The organism is Catenuloplanes atrovinosus (assembly GCF_031458235.1).
Taxonomy (GTDB): domain Bacteria; phylum Actinomycetota; class Actinomycetes; order Mycobacteriales; family Micromonosporaceae; genus Catenuloplanes; species Catenuloplanes atrovinosus.
Genome location: NZ_JAVDYB010000001.1, coordinates 8,191,172 through 8,205,852, shown reverse-complemented (window position 1 = coordinate 8,205,852; position 14,681 = coordinate 8,191,172). Strand labels below are relative to the sequence as shown.

The following is a 14,681-nucleotide window of genomic DNA, read 5'->3' as shown; positions in this document are numbered from 1 at the left end:
GGTGATAAGCCGATCGGCACCGCCGCGACCACCGCGGGCGCCACCCCCGGTCGCACCACCGACGCCGACAAGCCTGTCGACGACTCGAGCACTGCCCCGGCCAGCGACAAGTCCGGCGGCAAGCCCAGCGACGCCGGCAAGCCCAGCGACCGCGGCCAGACCCGCGCCCCGGGCGTGACCAGCGCCCCCGCCAAACCCGGCGACCTCGGCAAGGCCGGCGACCTCGGCAAGGCCGGCGATCCCGGCAAGGCGGGTGCGACCGGGCAGACCGGCGATCCGGGCAAGGCCGGTGACCTCGGCGCTACGAAGACCGACCTTCCCGCCGTCGAGCAACCCGCCATGGCCGGCGCCGCCGCCTTCGGGCTGGCCCGGCTCACCCGCCGCCGGCTCCGCCCGCCGGCCACGCCCCGGCACGCCGCCGTCCCGCTCAATCCGCTGCTGCGGCGCTTCCCGGCCGTACACGGGATGGCACAGCGCTCGCTCGATGGTGCCGCCGCCTGGCGACGCAGCCGGTGGGGACGCGTGACGCTGCCCGGTCTGCTGCTGTTGGCGCTGATCGGCGCCGCGGGCGCGGCGGGCGGCGTCCTGGTCCCGGTGACCGCGGGCGCGCCGGTCCCGACCGACCCCGCCCCGTCCCCGGCCGAGGTCGTGCTCCCGGACGCGCCGATCGTGCCGCCGGCCACGGACCTGCCGATGCCACCGCTGGTCACGGACGTGCCCACGGTGCCGGTCGAGCCCACGCCGACCGCGACCGCCGCGGCGCCGGGTGCGCGACCGGCGGACGCGCTCGCGGCCTGGGCGCAGCAGGTCGGCGCGAAGGTCGACATCCCGCCGGTGGCGATGCAGGCCTACGGGTACGCGGAGTGGGTGGTCGGCCAGCGACAGCCGAACTGCCACCTGACCTGGACCACGCTGGCCGCGATCGGCCGGGTGGAGTCCAACCACGGCCGGGCGAACGGCGCGGCGCTGCTGCCGAGCGGCGAGTCGGAGCCGGCGATCTACGGGCTGCCGCTGGACGGCAACGGCGACCGTAAGCTGATCCCGGACACGGAGCGCGGGCAGTTGGACGGCGACACCACGTACGACCGGGCGGTCGGGTCGATGCAGTTCATCCCGACCACGTGGGCGCTGTGGAAGGCCGACGCGGACAACGACGGCGTCACCGACCCGAACGACATCGACGACGCCGCGCTGGCGGCCGGCAGCTACCTGTGCGCGGACGGCAAGGACCTGTCGACCACCGAGGATTGGTGGAACGCGATCCTCACCTACAACAACGTGGAGCCGTACGCGCAGTCGGTCTACGAGGCCGCGAACGACTTCGGCGTCCGCAGCCGCACCTGAGGTGAGTTCGCGCTTTCCTCCGGCGCACTGTCACGGCAAGCTGTACTCGTGACAGTGCGCGAGTGGGATCCCCGGACGGCGCCGGACAGCGAGCTGGCGTCCCTGCTGGAGACGCTGAACGCGGTGCTGGCGGCCGACCTGCCGGGCGATCCGCCGTGGCGCAACGACCACCTCCGGGAGTACCTGGTCGAGACCATGCCGAGCGAGCGGCGGATCTCCTGGGTCGCCCAGGACGACGACGGCAGCCTGACCGGCATGGTCAACGTGCTGCTGCTCGGCGGCATCGGCGTGCTGGAGGTGCTGGTCCACCCGCGGGTGCGCCGTACCGGGCTGGCCCGCCGGATGGTTGCCACGGCCGCGCGGCGCGTCTTCGCCGAGGGTTTCTCGTCGGTCGGCGTGGAGGTGGTCGGCGGCACCCCGGCGGTCGCGTTCTTCGAGTCGCTGGGCTTCGAGCGGGAGTACGTGGAGACCCGCAGCGTGCTGCAGTTGTCCACGGTGGACTGGCTGGCGCTGGGCGAGATGGCGCGCGGCATCGCGGCCGGCTACCGGGTGGAGTACTTCCCGGGCGGCCCGCCGGACGACCTGCTGGAGGCGTACGCGGTGGCCAAGGCCGAGCTGCGCGACAGTGACAACGGCGACCTGGACCTGCGCCCGAGCTCCTACGACGCGCGCCGGCTGCGGGAGAGTTTGAACTGCCTGCACCGCCGCGGGATGCGCCCGCACATCGTGCTGGCCGTGCACGAGAGGACCGGCGCGGTGGCGGGCCTGACCGAGGTGGTGGTGCCGGTGCAGCATCCGACGCGCGCGGACCAGTACGACACGATCGTCGTGCAGGACCATCGGGGGTACGGCATCGACCGGGCGATCAAGGCGCGCATGCTGTTCGAGCTGCGCTCCGCGGAGCCGCGGCTGACCGAGGTGCAGACGTGGAACGCGCAGTCCAACGAGTCCATGCTCAAGGTCAACGCGGAGCTCGGTTTCCAGCCCGACCGCGAGTGGTGCGAATACGGTGCCGATGTGGGCGAACTGGTCCACCGGCTGGAGGCGGTCTGACCTGCGGCGCCAAAAGTTCACAGGCACGACGGCCAGGAGATGGACGGCGGCAGGTGACGCGCCTTAACGTGCGTTGGTTCTGATCGTCCTTCTCTGGAGGATTCATGCGCCCTCGGCTCTGGCGCGCCACGCTGGCCGGCACGGTCACCGCCGTGGCGGCGGCCGGCCTCGTGCCCGGCGTGGCGACCGCAGCGTCGCCCGACCTGTTCATCTCGGAATACATCGAAGGCAGCAGCAACAACAAGGCCATCGAGATCTACAACGGTACGGGCGCGGCGGTGGACCTCTCCGCGTACGCGCTCCGGCTGTACTTCAACGGCAGCACCTCGTTCAGCAGCGTGCCGCTGTCCGGCACCGTCGCGAACGACGACGTGTTCGTGCTGGCCCACGCGTCCGCGAACGCGACGATCCTGGCCGCCGCGGACCAGACGTCGAGCGCGAGCTTCTACAACGGCGACGACGCGCTCGTGCTGGTCAACGGCTCCACCGTGGTCGACTCGATCGGCCAGGTGGGCGTCGACCCGGGCACCGAGTGGGGCACCGGCCTGACCAGCACCGCGGACAACACGCTGCGCCGGCTGCCGAGCGTGACCGCGGGCGACACGGTGATCGACGACGCGTTCGACCCGGCGGCGCAGTGGACCGGGTTCGACACGGACACCGTGGACGGTCTCGGCTTCCACGCGGCGGACGGCGGCGGCCCGGTGGACGTACCGCCGGTGTTCTCCTGCCCGGCGATCTCCACCGTGGTCGGCACGGCCGGCAGCGGCGCGGTCACCGCGACCGACGCGGACGACGTGATCACCGACCTGACCGTGGCCAGCCCGGTCGCGGGCATCACCCGGACCGCGTTCACGCCGGCGACCGCCGCGGGCGGCACCGCGACCGCCACCGTGGGGGTGGCCGCGGACGTGCCGGCCGGCACCTACCCGGTCACGGTCACCTCGACCGACGCCGGCGGCGGCACCGCGACCTGCACGGTCACCGTGACCGTCGCCGAGGTGCTGACCGTGGGCCAGGTGCAGGGCGCCACGCCGGACACCGGCAACGCGCGCGCCCACCGTTCGCCGCTGGCGCCCGCGTCCGGTAACGGCGGCAGCGCGGGATACCACTTCGTGCGCGGCGTGGTCACGCAGCTGGCCCAGGCGCGCACGTCGGCCGGCGCCACCACGTACGGCTTCTTCCTGCAGAGCCGGCTGGGCGCGACCGACGGCGACCCGCGCAGCGCGGACGGCATCTTCGTCTTCATGAGCACGTTCACGTCGCTGATCGGCGGCTACGTGCCGGTCGTCGGCGACGAGGTGGTGCTGCGCGCCCGCGTCTCCGAGTACTACGACTACACGCAGCTGAGCAGCGCCTCGCTGGTCAGCACGGTGGCGTCCGGCCTGGACGTGAACACCGCGGTCGCCGTCACCGACGCCCGCCCGCCGGCCGACCTGGCCGCCGCGGACCGGTTCTGGGAGCGGCACGAGGGCGAGCGGATGCGCGTGCGGTCCGGCGCGCAGACGGTCAGCGGCCGCAACGTGTACCCGTCCACCGCGGACGCCGAGGTGTGGCTGCTCGACCGGGACGACCCGATCCTGAAGCGCACCGACCAGTACGCGCGCCGCGTGTTCCGGGACGCGCACCCGCTGGACGACGTGCCCGGCGAGCTGTTCGACAACGGCAACGGCAGCCGCATCATGATCGCCAGCATGGGTGTGAAGGCGGCCGCGAACGACAGCGCCGCGCTGATCCCGGGCGCGAAGACGTTCGACAAGCTCACCGGCGACGCGGTCGGCGGCCTCTACTACACGTTCGAGAAGTACGCGGTGCAGGCCGAGGCGGTCTCGTTCGCCAACGGCGCGGACCCGTCGAAGAACAACCCGCCGAAGCCGGCCGACCGCTCCTCCGAGCTGGCGATCTCGTCGTACAACGTGGAGAACCTCTACGACTTCCGCGACGACCCGTTCGACGGCTGCGACTTCCTCGGCAACACCGGCTGCCCCGGCGTGTCCCCGCCGTTCGACTACGTGCCGGCGAACCAGGCCGAGTACGACGCGCAGCTGGCCAACCTCGCCGACCAGATCATCACGGACCTGCACTCGCCGGACCTGATCCTGATCGAGGAGGCCGAGGACCAGGACATCTGCACCGTGACCGGCGGCCAGTTGATCTGCGGCACCACGAACAACGCGGACGGCGCGCCCGACACGCTGCAGGAGCTGGCGCTGACCGTCACCCGCGCGGGCGGCCCGGCCTACGCCGCCGCGTACGACCGGAACGGCGCGGACGCGCGCGGCATCACCACCGCGTTCCTCTACCGCACGGACCGGCTGTCGCTGGCCCCGGCCGCCGCGAGCGACCCGGTCCTCGGCTCGGCTCCCGCCGTCCAGTACCGCGGCGCGGGCCTGGCCGGCAACGCCGACGTGCAGAACCCGAAGGCGCTGAACGCGGTCCTGCCCGCCGACGTGGACACGTCCACCGGCGTGGACGGCTCCAACGTCTTCACCCGGGCCCCGCAGGTCGGCAAGTTCATCGTGCGGGCCGCCCCCGGCTCGTCCGACACGTATCCGCTCTGGGCGGTGGCGAACCACTACTCGTCCGGCCCGGACAGCCGCGTGGGCCAGCGCCGCGAGCAGGCCGCGTACGGTGCCGCGATCGTCGACGCGATCGAGGCCGCGAACGCCGGCGCCAAGGTCGTCTACGGCGGGGACCTGAACGTGTTCCCGCGCCCCGACGACCCGATCGCCACCGCCGCGAACCCGGCCACGTCGGACCAGCTCGGCCCGCTGTACGAGTCCGGCCTGCACAACCTGTACGACGACCTGCTGGCGGACGCGCCGTCCGCCGCCTACTCGTACTCGTACGAGGGCCAGACCCAGACGCTGGACCACCTCTTCGTCAACGACGCGCTCTACGCCGACCTGATCGAGATGCGCGCCGCCCACATCAACGCGGACTGGTCCGCCGAGGACGCCTCGAACGGCTCCCGTGGCAGCAGCGACCACGACCCGCAGGTCGCCCGCTTCCACACCCGCCCGTCGCTGACCGTCGCGGACGGGCAGGTCAGCGAGGGCGCCAAGGGCACCACGCCGCTGGCGTTCACGGTGTCCCTGTCCCGCGCCACCAACAAGCCGGTCGTCGTCTGCGCCACCACGCTGGGCATCACCGCCTCGGCCGGCTCGGACTACGCCCCGCTGATCCGCTGCACCACCATCGCCGCCGGTCAGACCAGCACCACGTTCACGGTCTCGGTCAACGGCGACCGCCGCAAGGAGGCCGACGAGAAGCTCACGCTGCTCGTCGCCGGCGTGCCCGGCCTGCGCCTCAGCGACCCGGTCGCCGTCGGCACCATCCGCAACGACGACTGACCTAGCCGCTAGCCAGACCGAGAGGCCCGTCACCCACCCCGGTGGCGGGCCTCTCCTCATCCACCCACACCGTCCACAACGGCGGCGGCGGATCGTTGCGGTACTTCGCCACCCGCACCTCCCACTGACTGCGCCTGCGCTGCCGCTCCCGCAGCTCCCGCGACCGGTGAAACGTCTCCGGCGGCCGCGCCAGCCCATACTGGTCCCCCCACCAGTCCCCCGGCCGCGGATCCAGAATCGTCGACAGGTGCGCCGGATAACGCCGCTCCGCCCCGTCATAGGTCTCGTCCCACACCCGCATCGGCTGCACAATGTGCCCCTCCGGATCGACGACGACCAGATGCAGCCCCGCCACCGCCAGCATGCGCTGCAACAACGCCACACTCGGCGCCAGACTCTGCGACTCCACCCGCGCCACCGCCCCCGCCGACACCTCCGCCCACCGCGCCATATCCCGCTGGCTCATATCCGACATCCGCCGCGCCCGCCGCACCAGCCCCGCAACCGGAAACCCCTCCAGCCCATACACCCCCACCCGGCCATCCCTCGCCACCCGCCCTCTCCTCTTGCCCTTCCCTCTCCCCATGCCGCGCACTCTCCCCCGCACCCCCGACACATTTCCACCCCACCCTCCCACCACCCCCACCACTCTCCGTAACCCCACCCTCTCCCCCACCCCCACCTCCCCGCAGCCTTTGCTCTGCTTACCTGGGCGCCATTCGCGCGCGACAGCGCCGCTAGCCGCTGTTTCTCACGCACGCGCCAAGGTAAGCAGAGCAAAGCCGGTGGGGAGGTAGTGAGGCCGCAGCGGACGATTGACTACCGAACGTAATGGAACCTGATGGATCGGTCACGCTAAATCCGCGCACAATCGGTCACGTTGTGCGGGCAGCGCGGCCGGTGGGCGGATCCGCATCGACGGATCCGCAGCCGAGATGTGAGGCGCCGCTATCGGGCTCGCGCCGGCCGAAGGCTAGCCGCCGGCCGAAGGCTGGCCGAAGGCCGAAGGCTGGCCGCCGGCCGAGGCGAGACGTCGGCAGAGGCGAGACGTCGGCAGAGGCGAGACGTCGGCAGAGGCGAGACGTCGGCAGAGGCGAGACGTCGGCAGAGGCGAGACGTCGGCAGAGGCGAGACGTCGGCAGAAGGTGGGCCGCCGTGAGAGGTGGGGGCCCGCCAAGATGCGGAGCGCCGCTGGGAGGGAAGCGGCTGAGGCTAGCCGCTGTGGACGGGGGAACCGGTGGACGACTGGGCGATCGCCGCGGCCGGGTGAGGCGAGGTGATGGCTGGAAAGGCGGCGGTGGACAGAGGCTGCGGGGCGGTCGGGTGGTTGGGGTTAGCGGGTGGTGGTGAGGGGGTGGGGGAAGCGGGTGGTGAGGAGGTGGGTGGCGATGACGGTGGTGACGGCGATTGTGGCGGGGAGGAGGGCGAGGGTGGAGAAGCCGCCGAGGAGGTCGGTGAGGTGGAGGTGGCGCCAGAGGGGGGCGGGGGTGTGGGAGTGGGGGGTGGCTAGGTGTTGGAGGTAGGTCTGGGTGCCGAAGTAGGTGGCGGGGAGGAGAAGGAGGGCGGCGGCGGTGGAGGTGAGGGCGGCGAGGGTGGTGGCGGTGGGGTGGTGGCGGGTGGTGTGGGCCGACCAGGTGGTGAGGAGCCAGCCGAGGAGCAGGCCGAGGGCGGCGGTGAGGGTGATGGCGGTGATGTGGCGGGGCTCGGTGGGGGTGGCGCGGAGGGTGATCGAGCCGTCGCCGGTGAGGGGGTCGCGGGTGTGGTCGATGTGCAGGTGGAGGGAATCGCTGGTGGCGGTGAGGTGGTGGGTGTGGGGGGCGCCGGTGGCGGAGGGGGTGCGGGTGGCGGCGACGTGCCAGCCGGCGGCGGTGAGGCGGGAACGGACGGCGGTCAGGTAGGTGGTGGGGTCGTGCGAGGAGGCGGTGTGGGCTGCGGTGATGGTGAGTGCGCCGAACTCGGGGCCGTCGGGGCCGCTGGTGTCGACGGGGGTGTGGGTGGTCCAGGTGTCCTGGATGGGGGCGCCGGGCATGACCAGGGCGTGCAGGGGGGCGGCCGCGGGGAGGGGCGGGGTGGCGGCCCTCCAGGCCAGGTGGGAGGCGAGTGAGGCGGCGAGGAAGGCGGTGGTGAGGGCGACGAGAGTGGCGAGCAGCAGGAACGGGGCGCTGCGGGGGTGGTGGAGCGCGCGGGTTCGTACCCCGTGGAGCGTGATGTTGGTGATCTGGCGGAGGGTGGGGCGGGTGCGGCCCTCGGTGGCGGCCTGTTCGAGCAGCGTGTCGAGCAGCTCGGCGCGGCGGGGACCGGGTGGGTAGGCGCGGAGCAGGCGTGCGAAGCGGCGGGTGACGCGGTCGGGGGTCACGGGCGGGCGGGTCACGCGGTCGCCGGGCGGGCGTGCGGGACGGCGAGGGCGAAGCCTGGGCGGGTGCGCAGGCGGGCGGCGGCGGTGTCGGCGTTGCGGGTGAGGCGGGCGGTCTCCTCCGCGAGCGCGGTGGCGCCGTCGTCGGTGAGGCGGTAGTAGCGACGGGGACGGCCGTCGACGGTCTCCTCACGGTCGATCTCGACCAGGCCCTCGGCGGCGAGCCGGTCCAGGGCGGCGTAGAGCGTGCCGGCCTGGAGCCGGACGGAGCCGCCGGACAGGTCCTCGGCCTCGCGGATGATGCCGTAGCCGTGACGGGCCTGGTCGGTGAGCGCGGTGAGAATCCAGAACGTGGGTTCGCGCATAGCCTTCGCCATGCGACCCAATATAAAGATTATCTGAGTATGGGGACAAGTCCCGGGATGGGACCCGTCCCCGTACCGAGCGGGTCAGTATCGGCGGCGCAGCAGCGTGGCTGCCTCGACGGCCCAGTAGCTGAGGATCAGCTGGGCGCCGGCGCGGCGGATCGAGGTGAGCGTCTCCAGGATCGCGGCCTCGCGGTCGATCCAGCCGTTCGCGGCCGCGGCCTCGACCATCGCGTACTCGCCGCTGATCTGGTACGCGGCGACCGGCACGTCGACCGCGTCCGCGACGCGGGTCAGCACGTCGAGGTAGGGCAGCGCGGGCTTGACCATGACCATGTCGGCGCCCTCGGCGACGTCCAGCGCGACCTCGCGCAGCGACTCGCGCACGTTGGCCGGGTTCTGCTGGTACGTGCGGCGGTCGCCCTGCAGCGCGGACTCGACGGCCTCGCGGAACGGGCCGTAGAACGACGACGCGTACTTCACGGCGTAGGCGAGGATGGCGCGGTCGGTGTAGCCGGCCGCGTCGAGCGCGCGGCGGATCACGCCGACCTGGCCGTCCATCATGCCGGACGGGCCGAGCACGTGCGCGCCGGCCTCCGCCTGGGCCACGGCCATCCGCGCGTACGCGTCGAGCGTGGCGTCGTTGTCGACGGTGCCGTCGGCGGCCAGCACGCCGCAGTGCCCGTGCGAGGTGAACTCGTCCAGGCAGACGTCGCTCATGATCACCGTGGCGTCGCCGACCTCGGAGCGCACGTCGCGCAGCGCCACGTTGAGGATGCCGTCCGGGTCGGTGCCGCCGGAGCCCGTCTCGTCGCGGGTCTCCGGCACGCCGAAGAGCATCACGCCGCCGACGCCCGCCTGGACGGCCTCGACCACGGCCTTACGCAGCGAGTCGCGGGAGTGCTGCACCACGCCCGGCATCGACGTGATCGGCCGGGGCTCGCTGAGCCCTTCCTTGACGAACATCGGCAGGATCAGCTCGGCCGGCGCCACCCGGGTCTCCTCGACCATCCGGCGCATGGCCGGGGTGGTGCGGAGACGCCGGGGGCGGATGTCGGGGTAGGACATGATCAGCCTTCCTTGGCTGCGCGGGGCGGCTAGCGGAAGCGGAGCGCCGTCGGGCCCTGCACCTTCGAGCCGCGGCGCTGCTTGGCCGGCATGGCGGCCAGCTTCTCGCGCAGCTCGACGGCGTACCCGGCGAGCGCCTCCACCAGGTCCGGGACCGAGGCGTGCGGCGGCTGGACGTCGACCCGCAGGCCGAACTCCGTCGCGGTCTCCGCGGTCTTCGGGCCGATCACCGCGACCACCGTGCGCTGGTGCGGCTTGCCGGCGATGCCGACCAGGTTGCGGACGGTGGAGGACGAGGTGAAGAGCACCGCGTCGAAGCCACCGGACTTGATCGCGTCGCGGATGTCGGCGGGCGGCGGCGCGGCCCGGACGGTCCGGTACGCGGTCACGTCGTCGACCTCCCAGCCCCGCTCGACCAGGCCGGCCGCGAGCGTCTCGGTGGCGATGTCGGCACGCGGCAGCAGCACCCGGCCCACCGGGTCGAGGATCTCGTCGTGCGGGGAGAACTCGGCCAGCAGGCCCTCGGAGGACTGCTCGCCGGCCGGGATCAGCTCCGGCTGGATGCCGAACGCGCGCACCGCCTCCGCGGTCGCCTCGCCGATGCACGCGATCTTGACGCCGCCGAAGTGCCGGGCGTCCAGGCCGTGCTCGCCGAACTTCTCCCAGACCGCGCGGACCGCGTTGACCGAGGTGAAGACCACCCAGGCGTACCGGCCGTCGACCAGGCCCTTGATCGCCCGCTCCATCTGGGCCGGGGTGCGCGGCGGCTCGACCGCGATGGTCGGCACCTCGCACGGGATCGCGCCGTAGGCCCGCAGCCGCGCGCTCATCACGCCGGCCTGCTCCTTGGTGCGCGGGACCAGGACCTTCCAGCCGTACAGCGGACGGTTCTCCCACCAGCTCAGCTTGTCCCGCTCGGTGACGCCCGCGCCGAGCGTGAGCACCACGCGGCCGGTGAAGCCGAGCGCGGCCGCGACGAACGAGTCGACCGTGGAGGTGGTGGTGTGCTGCGTGTCGCCGGTGCCGTCGCCGGTGACGCCGACCGGCGTGGTGCCGTCGACGCCGGCGGCGAGCAGCCCGTCCCGGACCGCCGCGAGGTCGCCCGCGTCGACCGCGAGCGAGATCGAGCCGCGGCCGAGCGCGGCGGCGAGCGCCTCGAAGTCGAGCGTGGTCACGTCGTCCACGTCGCCCGCGGTCCGCACGCCGGGCAGCGGCACGCCCGCGTAGGTCGCGACGCCGGCCGCCTGCCCGATGCCGGGCACGACCTCGAAGTGCGCGGCGGTACGCGCGACCGCCTGCACCGCCTCGACCACCGAGTCGTGGCCGAACGGGTCGCCGGCCACCAGCCAGGCCGCGTGCAGCCCGGACCGGGCGGCGGAGAGCAGCACCTTCGCCACGTCCCCGGGCGCGCCCTCGGCGGGCGTGAACTGGGCGTCCTCGGCGGCCTGGGCCTTCAGCGCCTCGATCAGCGATTCCGGCAGGCCACGGTCGTAGATCACCTGGTCCGCGTCGACGACGGCGTCGTGCGCACGACGGGTCAGCAGGCCTGGGTCGCCGGGGCCGGCCCCGACGAACGCGATGTGGCCTACGGCTTTACGGGTGCGGGTCATTGCGTGCTCCCAGTTACATGTGCTTCCGCGGTCCGCGGTGAGGCAGTCGGAGTCGTGCCATTCGGGGGCTGTGCGGCGGCGGCGCCGGCCGTCCAGAGTCCGGCGGCACCGGCGTCGAGCAGGTCGGCCGCGAGCGCCTTGCCGATCTCGACGGCGTCGGCCGGGCGTCCGGTGCGGGACAGGCGCACGTCGTGGCCGCCGTCCGGGGCGATCACGGCGCCGCGCAGGTAGATCTCGTCGCCGTCGTCGCCCTCGGCGATCTCCGCGTACGCGCCGACCGGGGCGCTGCAACCGGCCTCCAGCGTGGCCAGCAGCGACCGCTCGGCCGCGACGACCGCCCGGGTGGCCGGGTCGTCCAGCACGGCGAGCAGGTCGACCAGGTCGGCGTCGTCGGCGCGGCACTCCACGGCGAGCGCGCCCTGCGCGGGCGCGGGCAGCATGAGCATCGGGTCGAGGGTCTCGGCGATCTCGCCGTTCCGGCCGAGGCGGGACAACCCGGCCCGGGCCAGCACGACCGCGTCCAGGTCCGCGTGCGGGCCGACCACCCGGGAGATCCGGGTGTCGATGTTGCCGCGGATCGCGACGACCTCGAACTGCAGGCCGAGCGCGTGGAGCTGGGCGATGCGGCGCAGCGCGCCGGTGCCGATCCGGGCGCCCGGGGGCAGCTCGGACAGCCGCAGCCCGCCGCGGGAGATGAGCGCGTCGCGCGGGTCCTCCCGGGCCGGTACGGCCGCGATGTGCAGGCCCGGGGCCGGTGCGGTCGGCAGGTCCTTGTAGCTGTGCACCGCGAAGTCGATCTCCCCGGCCGACAGCGCGTCGCGCAGCGCGGAGACGAACACGCCGACACCGAGCGTCTGCACCGGCGCGGCCGAGGTGTCGCCGCTGGTCACGATGCGGACCAGCTCGACCGCCCGGCCGGTGGCCGCGGTGAGCGCGTTCGCCACGCGCTGGGACTGGGCGAGCGCGAGCGCGCTGCCCCGGGTGCCCAGGCGCAGCGGGGTATCGGCGCCGTCCGGCGTGGTGCCCTCTCGCTGGGGGGTGGTCACGCGTCCCCTCCGATCTCGGGTACGGCGTCGGCGTGCGTCGCCTGCGGGATGTCCAGGTCGAACAGGTCGCGCAGCAGCGCCGCGTACTGGTCGCCGCCGGGCGTCTGGGCCAGCTGGCGGACCCGGACGGTCGGCGAGTGCAGCAGCTGCTGGACCACGCGGTGCAGCGTCTTCGCCACGTCCGCGCGCTGGTCGTCGCTGAACTCCGGGTGGCGCTGGTTGAGCCGGCGCAGCTCCGCGCTGACCACGTCGTCCGCGCGCCCGCGCAGCGCCGCCACGGTCGGTGCCACGTCCTTGCCGCGCAGCCAGCCGAGGAAGCTCTCCACCTCGGCCGCGACGATGTTCTCCACCGCGACGGTGTCCGCGGAGGCGGGATGGTCGCGGCGGGCCTCGGCGAGCCGGTCGATGTCGAGCACGACCACGCCCGGCACGTCGGCCGCGTCCGGCGCCACGTCGCGCGGGAGCGCGAGGTCCAGCACGACCAGCGGGTCCCGGCCGGTACGCGCGGCGGCCGCCGCCTCCAGGATCTCCCGGGTGAGGACCGGTGTCTGCGAGGCGGTGGCGGAGACGACCAGGTCCGCGTCGCGCAGCGCGCCGATCACGTCCGGGTAGCCGACCGCGTGCGCGCCGTACGCCTCGGCGAGCCGCTCGGCCCGCCCGGCGTTGCGGTTCGTCACGCGCAGCGGGCCGACGCCGGCCCGGCTCAGCGTGGCGACGGAGAGCGCGCCCATCGCGCCCGCGCCGATGACCAGCGCCGGGCGCCCGTCGAGCCCGCCGGGCAGGTGCTCGGCCGCGACCTCGAGCGCGGCCGTGACCACGCTCTGGCCGGCCCGGTCGATGCCGGTCTCCGCGTGCGCCCGTTTGCCGACCCGCAGGCCCTGCTGCATCAGCTCGTGCAGCAGCCGGCCGGCCGAGTCCGCCTCGGTGGCCGTGTGGTACGCGTCGCGCAGCTGGCCCAGGATCTGCGGCTCGCCGATGACCATGGAGTCGAGCCCGGCCGCGACCTTGAACGTGTGCTCCACGGCGTCGCCGTCGAAGTGCACGTACAGGTGGCTGGCGAGCTCGGCCGGGACGTCGAAGCCGGCGTGCGCGGCGAGCACGGCGCAGATGTCGCCGAGACCGCCGTGGAAGCCGGAGACCGCCGCGTAGACCTCCACCCGGTTGCAGGTGGACAGCACCACGGCCTCGCCGACGTACGGCTGGGCGAGCAGCCGGCTCAGCATGCCGGGCAGGTCCGCGGGCGACGTCGTGAGCCGCTCCAGCACCGGGACCGGGCTGGTGCGGTACGACGCGCCGACGACGAGGAGTTTCACGATCCGACCGCCTCCGCAGCGTCGGTGGAATGGTGTGCTCCCGGCCCGGTCAGGCCTCCGGGCAGGGCGGTGAGCCCGGCCGGGCCGGCCGCGCTCGACTTGCGGTGCTGGTGGAAGGAGAGGATCTGCAGTTCGATCGCGAGATCGACCTTTCTGACGTCCACGCCCCCCGGCACGTTCAGCACGCAGGGCGCGAAGTTCAGGATGCCCGTGACCCCGGCCGCCACCAAACGGTCCGCTACGCTCTGGGCGCCCTCCGCGGGTGTGGAGATGACGCCGATCGCGATCGGGTCCTCGGCCGCGACCTGCGGAAGCTCGTCGAGGTGGCGCACCACGAGGCCGTGGATGCGCTGGCCGACCAGGTCCGGGTCGACGTCGAAGAGCGCGGCGATGCGGAAGCCGCGGCTGGCGAACCCGGCGTATCCGGCGAGCGCGTGGCCCAGGTTGCCCAGGCCGACCAGCACGACGGAGCGCCGCTGCGTGAGACCGAGCACGTTCTCGATCTGGTCGACCAGCAGCGTCACGTCGTAGCCGACGCCGCGGGTGCCGTACGACCCGAGGTGGGAGAGGTCCTTGCGGAGCTTGGCGGAGTTGACGCCGGCCGCGGCGGCCAACTCCTCGCTGGAGGCCGTCTCGTGGCCGGCCTCCGCCAGGTTGTGTAACGCGCGCAGGTACTCCGGCAGCCGGGCGACCGTGGCCTCGGGGAGGTCCGGCAGCGCGGGGACGGGCGCCGGGTGCCCGGGCGCGCCTGGCGGGGGGTGCTGGCTCATGTGACTCCGTGCCGACGTAGCGATCCTCGACCGATCCCGCGGACCGGTCGTTGTGGAAGCCCCTCGACACCCGCCGTTACCGGCTGCCCTGACGGGGCGTGTAGAGCTAACAATGTAGGCGCTTGTGAAGGCGTGCACAAATCGCGATCTTGACCCGAGCAGTGGACAACCGGCCGCCGTCCATGCTAGCGAATTACCCAGGCTTCGCCGGTTCACCGAAGCCCTCCGTCTCGACCGGGGTGACACCCCCGCGGGCCCTGGAGACCGAGCCCGCAGCACTACACACATCAGTATGCGCCAAATAGCTTTTATGCTGCAAATAACGCGTAACCGCGCGGTTGGACGGTAGGGAGAGCCCTACTACGAGAAGGCGGGCGCGCGGGATCGGATACGTACCGGCGACGGC

11 protein-coding genes are annotated in these 14,681 nt (G+C 73.3%); 3 read left to right on the top strand and 8 right to left on the bottom strand.

Annotation, left to right across the window (positions count from 1 at the left end):
* Positions 1 to 174 precede the first annotated feature (174 nt).
* The 3 genes from J2S41_RS36655 (at position 175) to J2S41_RS36645 (ending at position 5,750) form a co-directional block, all read left to right on the top strand.
* Complete coding sequence (locus tag J2S41_RS36655; protein ID WP_310375108.1) at positions 175 to 1,344, top strand: lytic transglycosylase domain-containing protein; 1,170 nt, start codon at positions 175 to 177, stop codon at positions 1,342 to 1,344.
* Between the two features lie 48 nt (positions 1,345 to 1,392).
* The gene (locus J2S41_RS36650) at positions 1,393 to 2,397 is read left to right on the top strand and encodes a GNAT family N-acetyltransferase (RefSeq protein ID WP_310375106.1); all 1,005 of its coding nucleotides are present in this window, start codon (positions 1,393 to 1,395) and stop codon (positions 2,395 to 2,397) included.
* A gap of 104 nt (positions 2,398 to 2,501) precedes the next feature.
* A complete protein-coding gene (locus J2S41_RS36645; RefSeq protein ID WP_310375104.1) occupies positions 2,502 to 5,750 on the top strand; it encodes a lamin tail domain-containing protein in 3,249 nt (1,082 codons plus the stop codon).
* 1 nt (position 5,751) lies between these two features.
* On the opposite strand, the gene J2S41_RS36640 is transcribed toward J2S41_RS36645, so the two are convergent.
* The 8 genes from J2S41_RS36640 to J2S41_RS36605 all read right to left on the bottom strand — a co-directional run bounded on the left by J2S41_RS36640 (position 5,752) and on the right by J2S41_RS36605 (position 14,275).
* Positions 5,752 to 6,285 (bottom strand): XRE family transcriptional regulator, encoded by a 534-nt coding sequence (locus tag J2S41_RS36640; RefSeq protein ID WP_310375102.1) that lies wholly within the window; start codon positions 6,283 to 6,285, stop codon positions 5,752 to 5,754.
* 798 nt (positions 6,286 to 7,083) lie between these two features.
* On the bottom strand, positions 7,084 to 8,106 hold the full coding sequence (locus tag J2S41_RS36635) for a hypothetical protein (RefSeq protein WP_310375101.1): 1,023 nt from the start codon (positions 8,104 to 8,106) through the stop codon (positions 7,084 to 7,086).
* A gap of 11 nt (positions 8,107 to 8,117) precedes the next feature.
* The gene (locus J2S41_RS36630; RefSeq protein WP_310376797.1) at positions 8,118 to 8,468 is read right to left on the bottom strand and encodes a PadR family transcriptional regulator; all 351 of its coding nucleotides are present in this window, start codon (positions 8,466 to 8,468) and stop codon (positions 8,118 to 8,120) included.
* An 84-nt stretch (positions 8,469 to 8,552) separates the two neighbouring features.
* Positions 8,553 to 9,536, bottom strand: coding sequence for a porphobilinogen synthase (hemB, locus tag J2S41_RS36625; protein WP_310375099.1), 984 nt, complete (start codon positions 9,534 to 9,536; stop codon positions 8,553 to 8,555).
* 29 nt (positions 9,537 to 9,565) lie between these two features.
* Positions 9,566 to 11,146, bottom strand: coding sequence for a bifunctional uroporphyrinogen-III C-methyltransferase/uroporphyrinogen-III synthase (locus J2S41_RS36620; RefSeq protein ID WP_310375097.1), 1,581 nt, complete (start codon positions 11,144 to 11,146; stop codon positions 9,566 to 9,568).
* Positions 11,143 to 12,192, bottom strand: coding sequence for a hydroxymethylbilane synthase (gene hemC / locus J2S41_RS36615; protein ID WP_310375095.1), 1,050 nt, complete (start codon positions 12,190 to 12,192; stop codon positions 11,143 to 11,145). The genes J2S41_RS36620 and hemC overlap by 4 nt, the downstream gene beginning before the upstream one ends.
* Complete coding sequence (locus tag J2S41_RS36610) at positions 12,189 to 13,505, bottom strand: glutamyl-tRNA reductase (protein ID WP_310375094.1); 1,317 nt, start codon at positions 13,503 to 13,505, stop codon at positions 12,189 to 12,191. The genes hemC and J2S41_RS36610 overlap by 4 nt, the downstream gene beginning before the upstream one ends.
* Positions 13,502 to 14,275 (bottom strand): redox-sensing transcriptional repressor Rex, encoded by a 774-nt coding sequence (locus tag J2S41_RS36605; RefSeq protein ID WP_310375092.1) that lies wholly within the window; start codon positions 14,273 to 14,275, stop codon positions 13,502 to 13,504. The genes J2S41_RS36610 and J2S41_RS36605 overlap by 4 nt, the downstream gene beginning before the upstream one ends.
* Positions 14,276 to 14,681 lie beyond the last annotated feature (406 nt).

Coding starts and splice junctions, on each gene's coding strand:
- J2S41_RS36645 (WP_310375104.1), top strand. CDS start 2,502: ATGCGCCCTCGGCTCTGGCGCGCCACGCTGGCCGGCACGGTCACCGCC.
- J2S41_RS36630 (WP_310376797.1), bottom strand. CDS start 8,468: ATGCGCGAACCCACGTTCTGGATTCTCACCGCGCTCACCGACCAGGCC.
- hemB (WP_310375099.1), bottom strand. CDS start 9,536: ATGTCCTACCCCGACATCCGCCCCCGGCGTCTCCGCACCACCCCGGCC.
- J2S41_RS36620 (WP_310375097.1), bottom strand. CDS start 11,146: ATGACCCGCACCCGTAAAGCCGTAGGCCACATCGCGTTCGTCGGGGCC.
- J2S41_RS36605 (WP_310375092.1), bottom strand. CDS start 14,275: ATGAGCCAGCACCCCCCGCCAGGCGCGCCCGGGCACCCGGCGCCCGTC.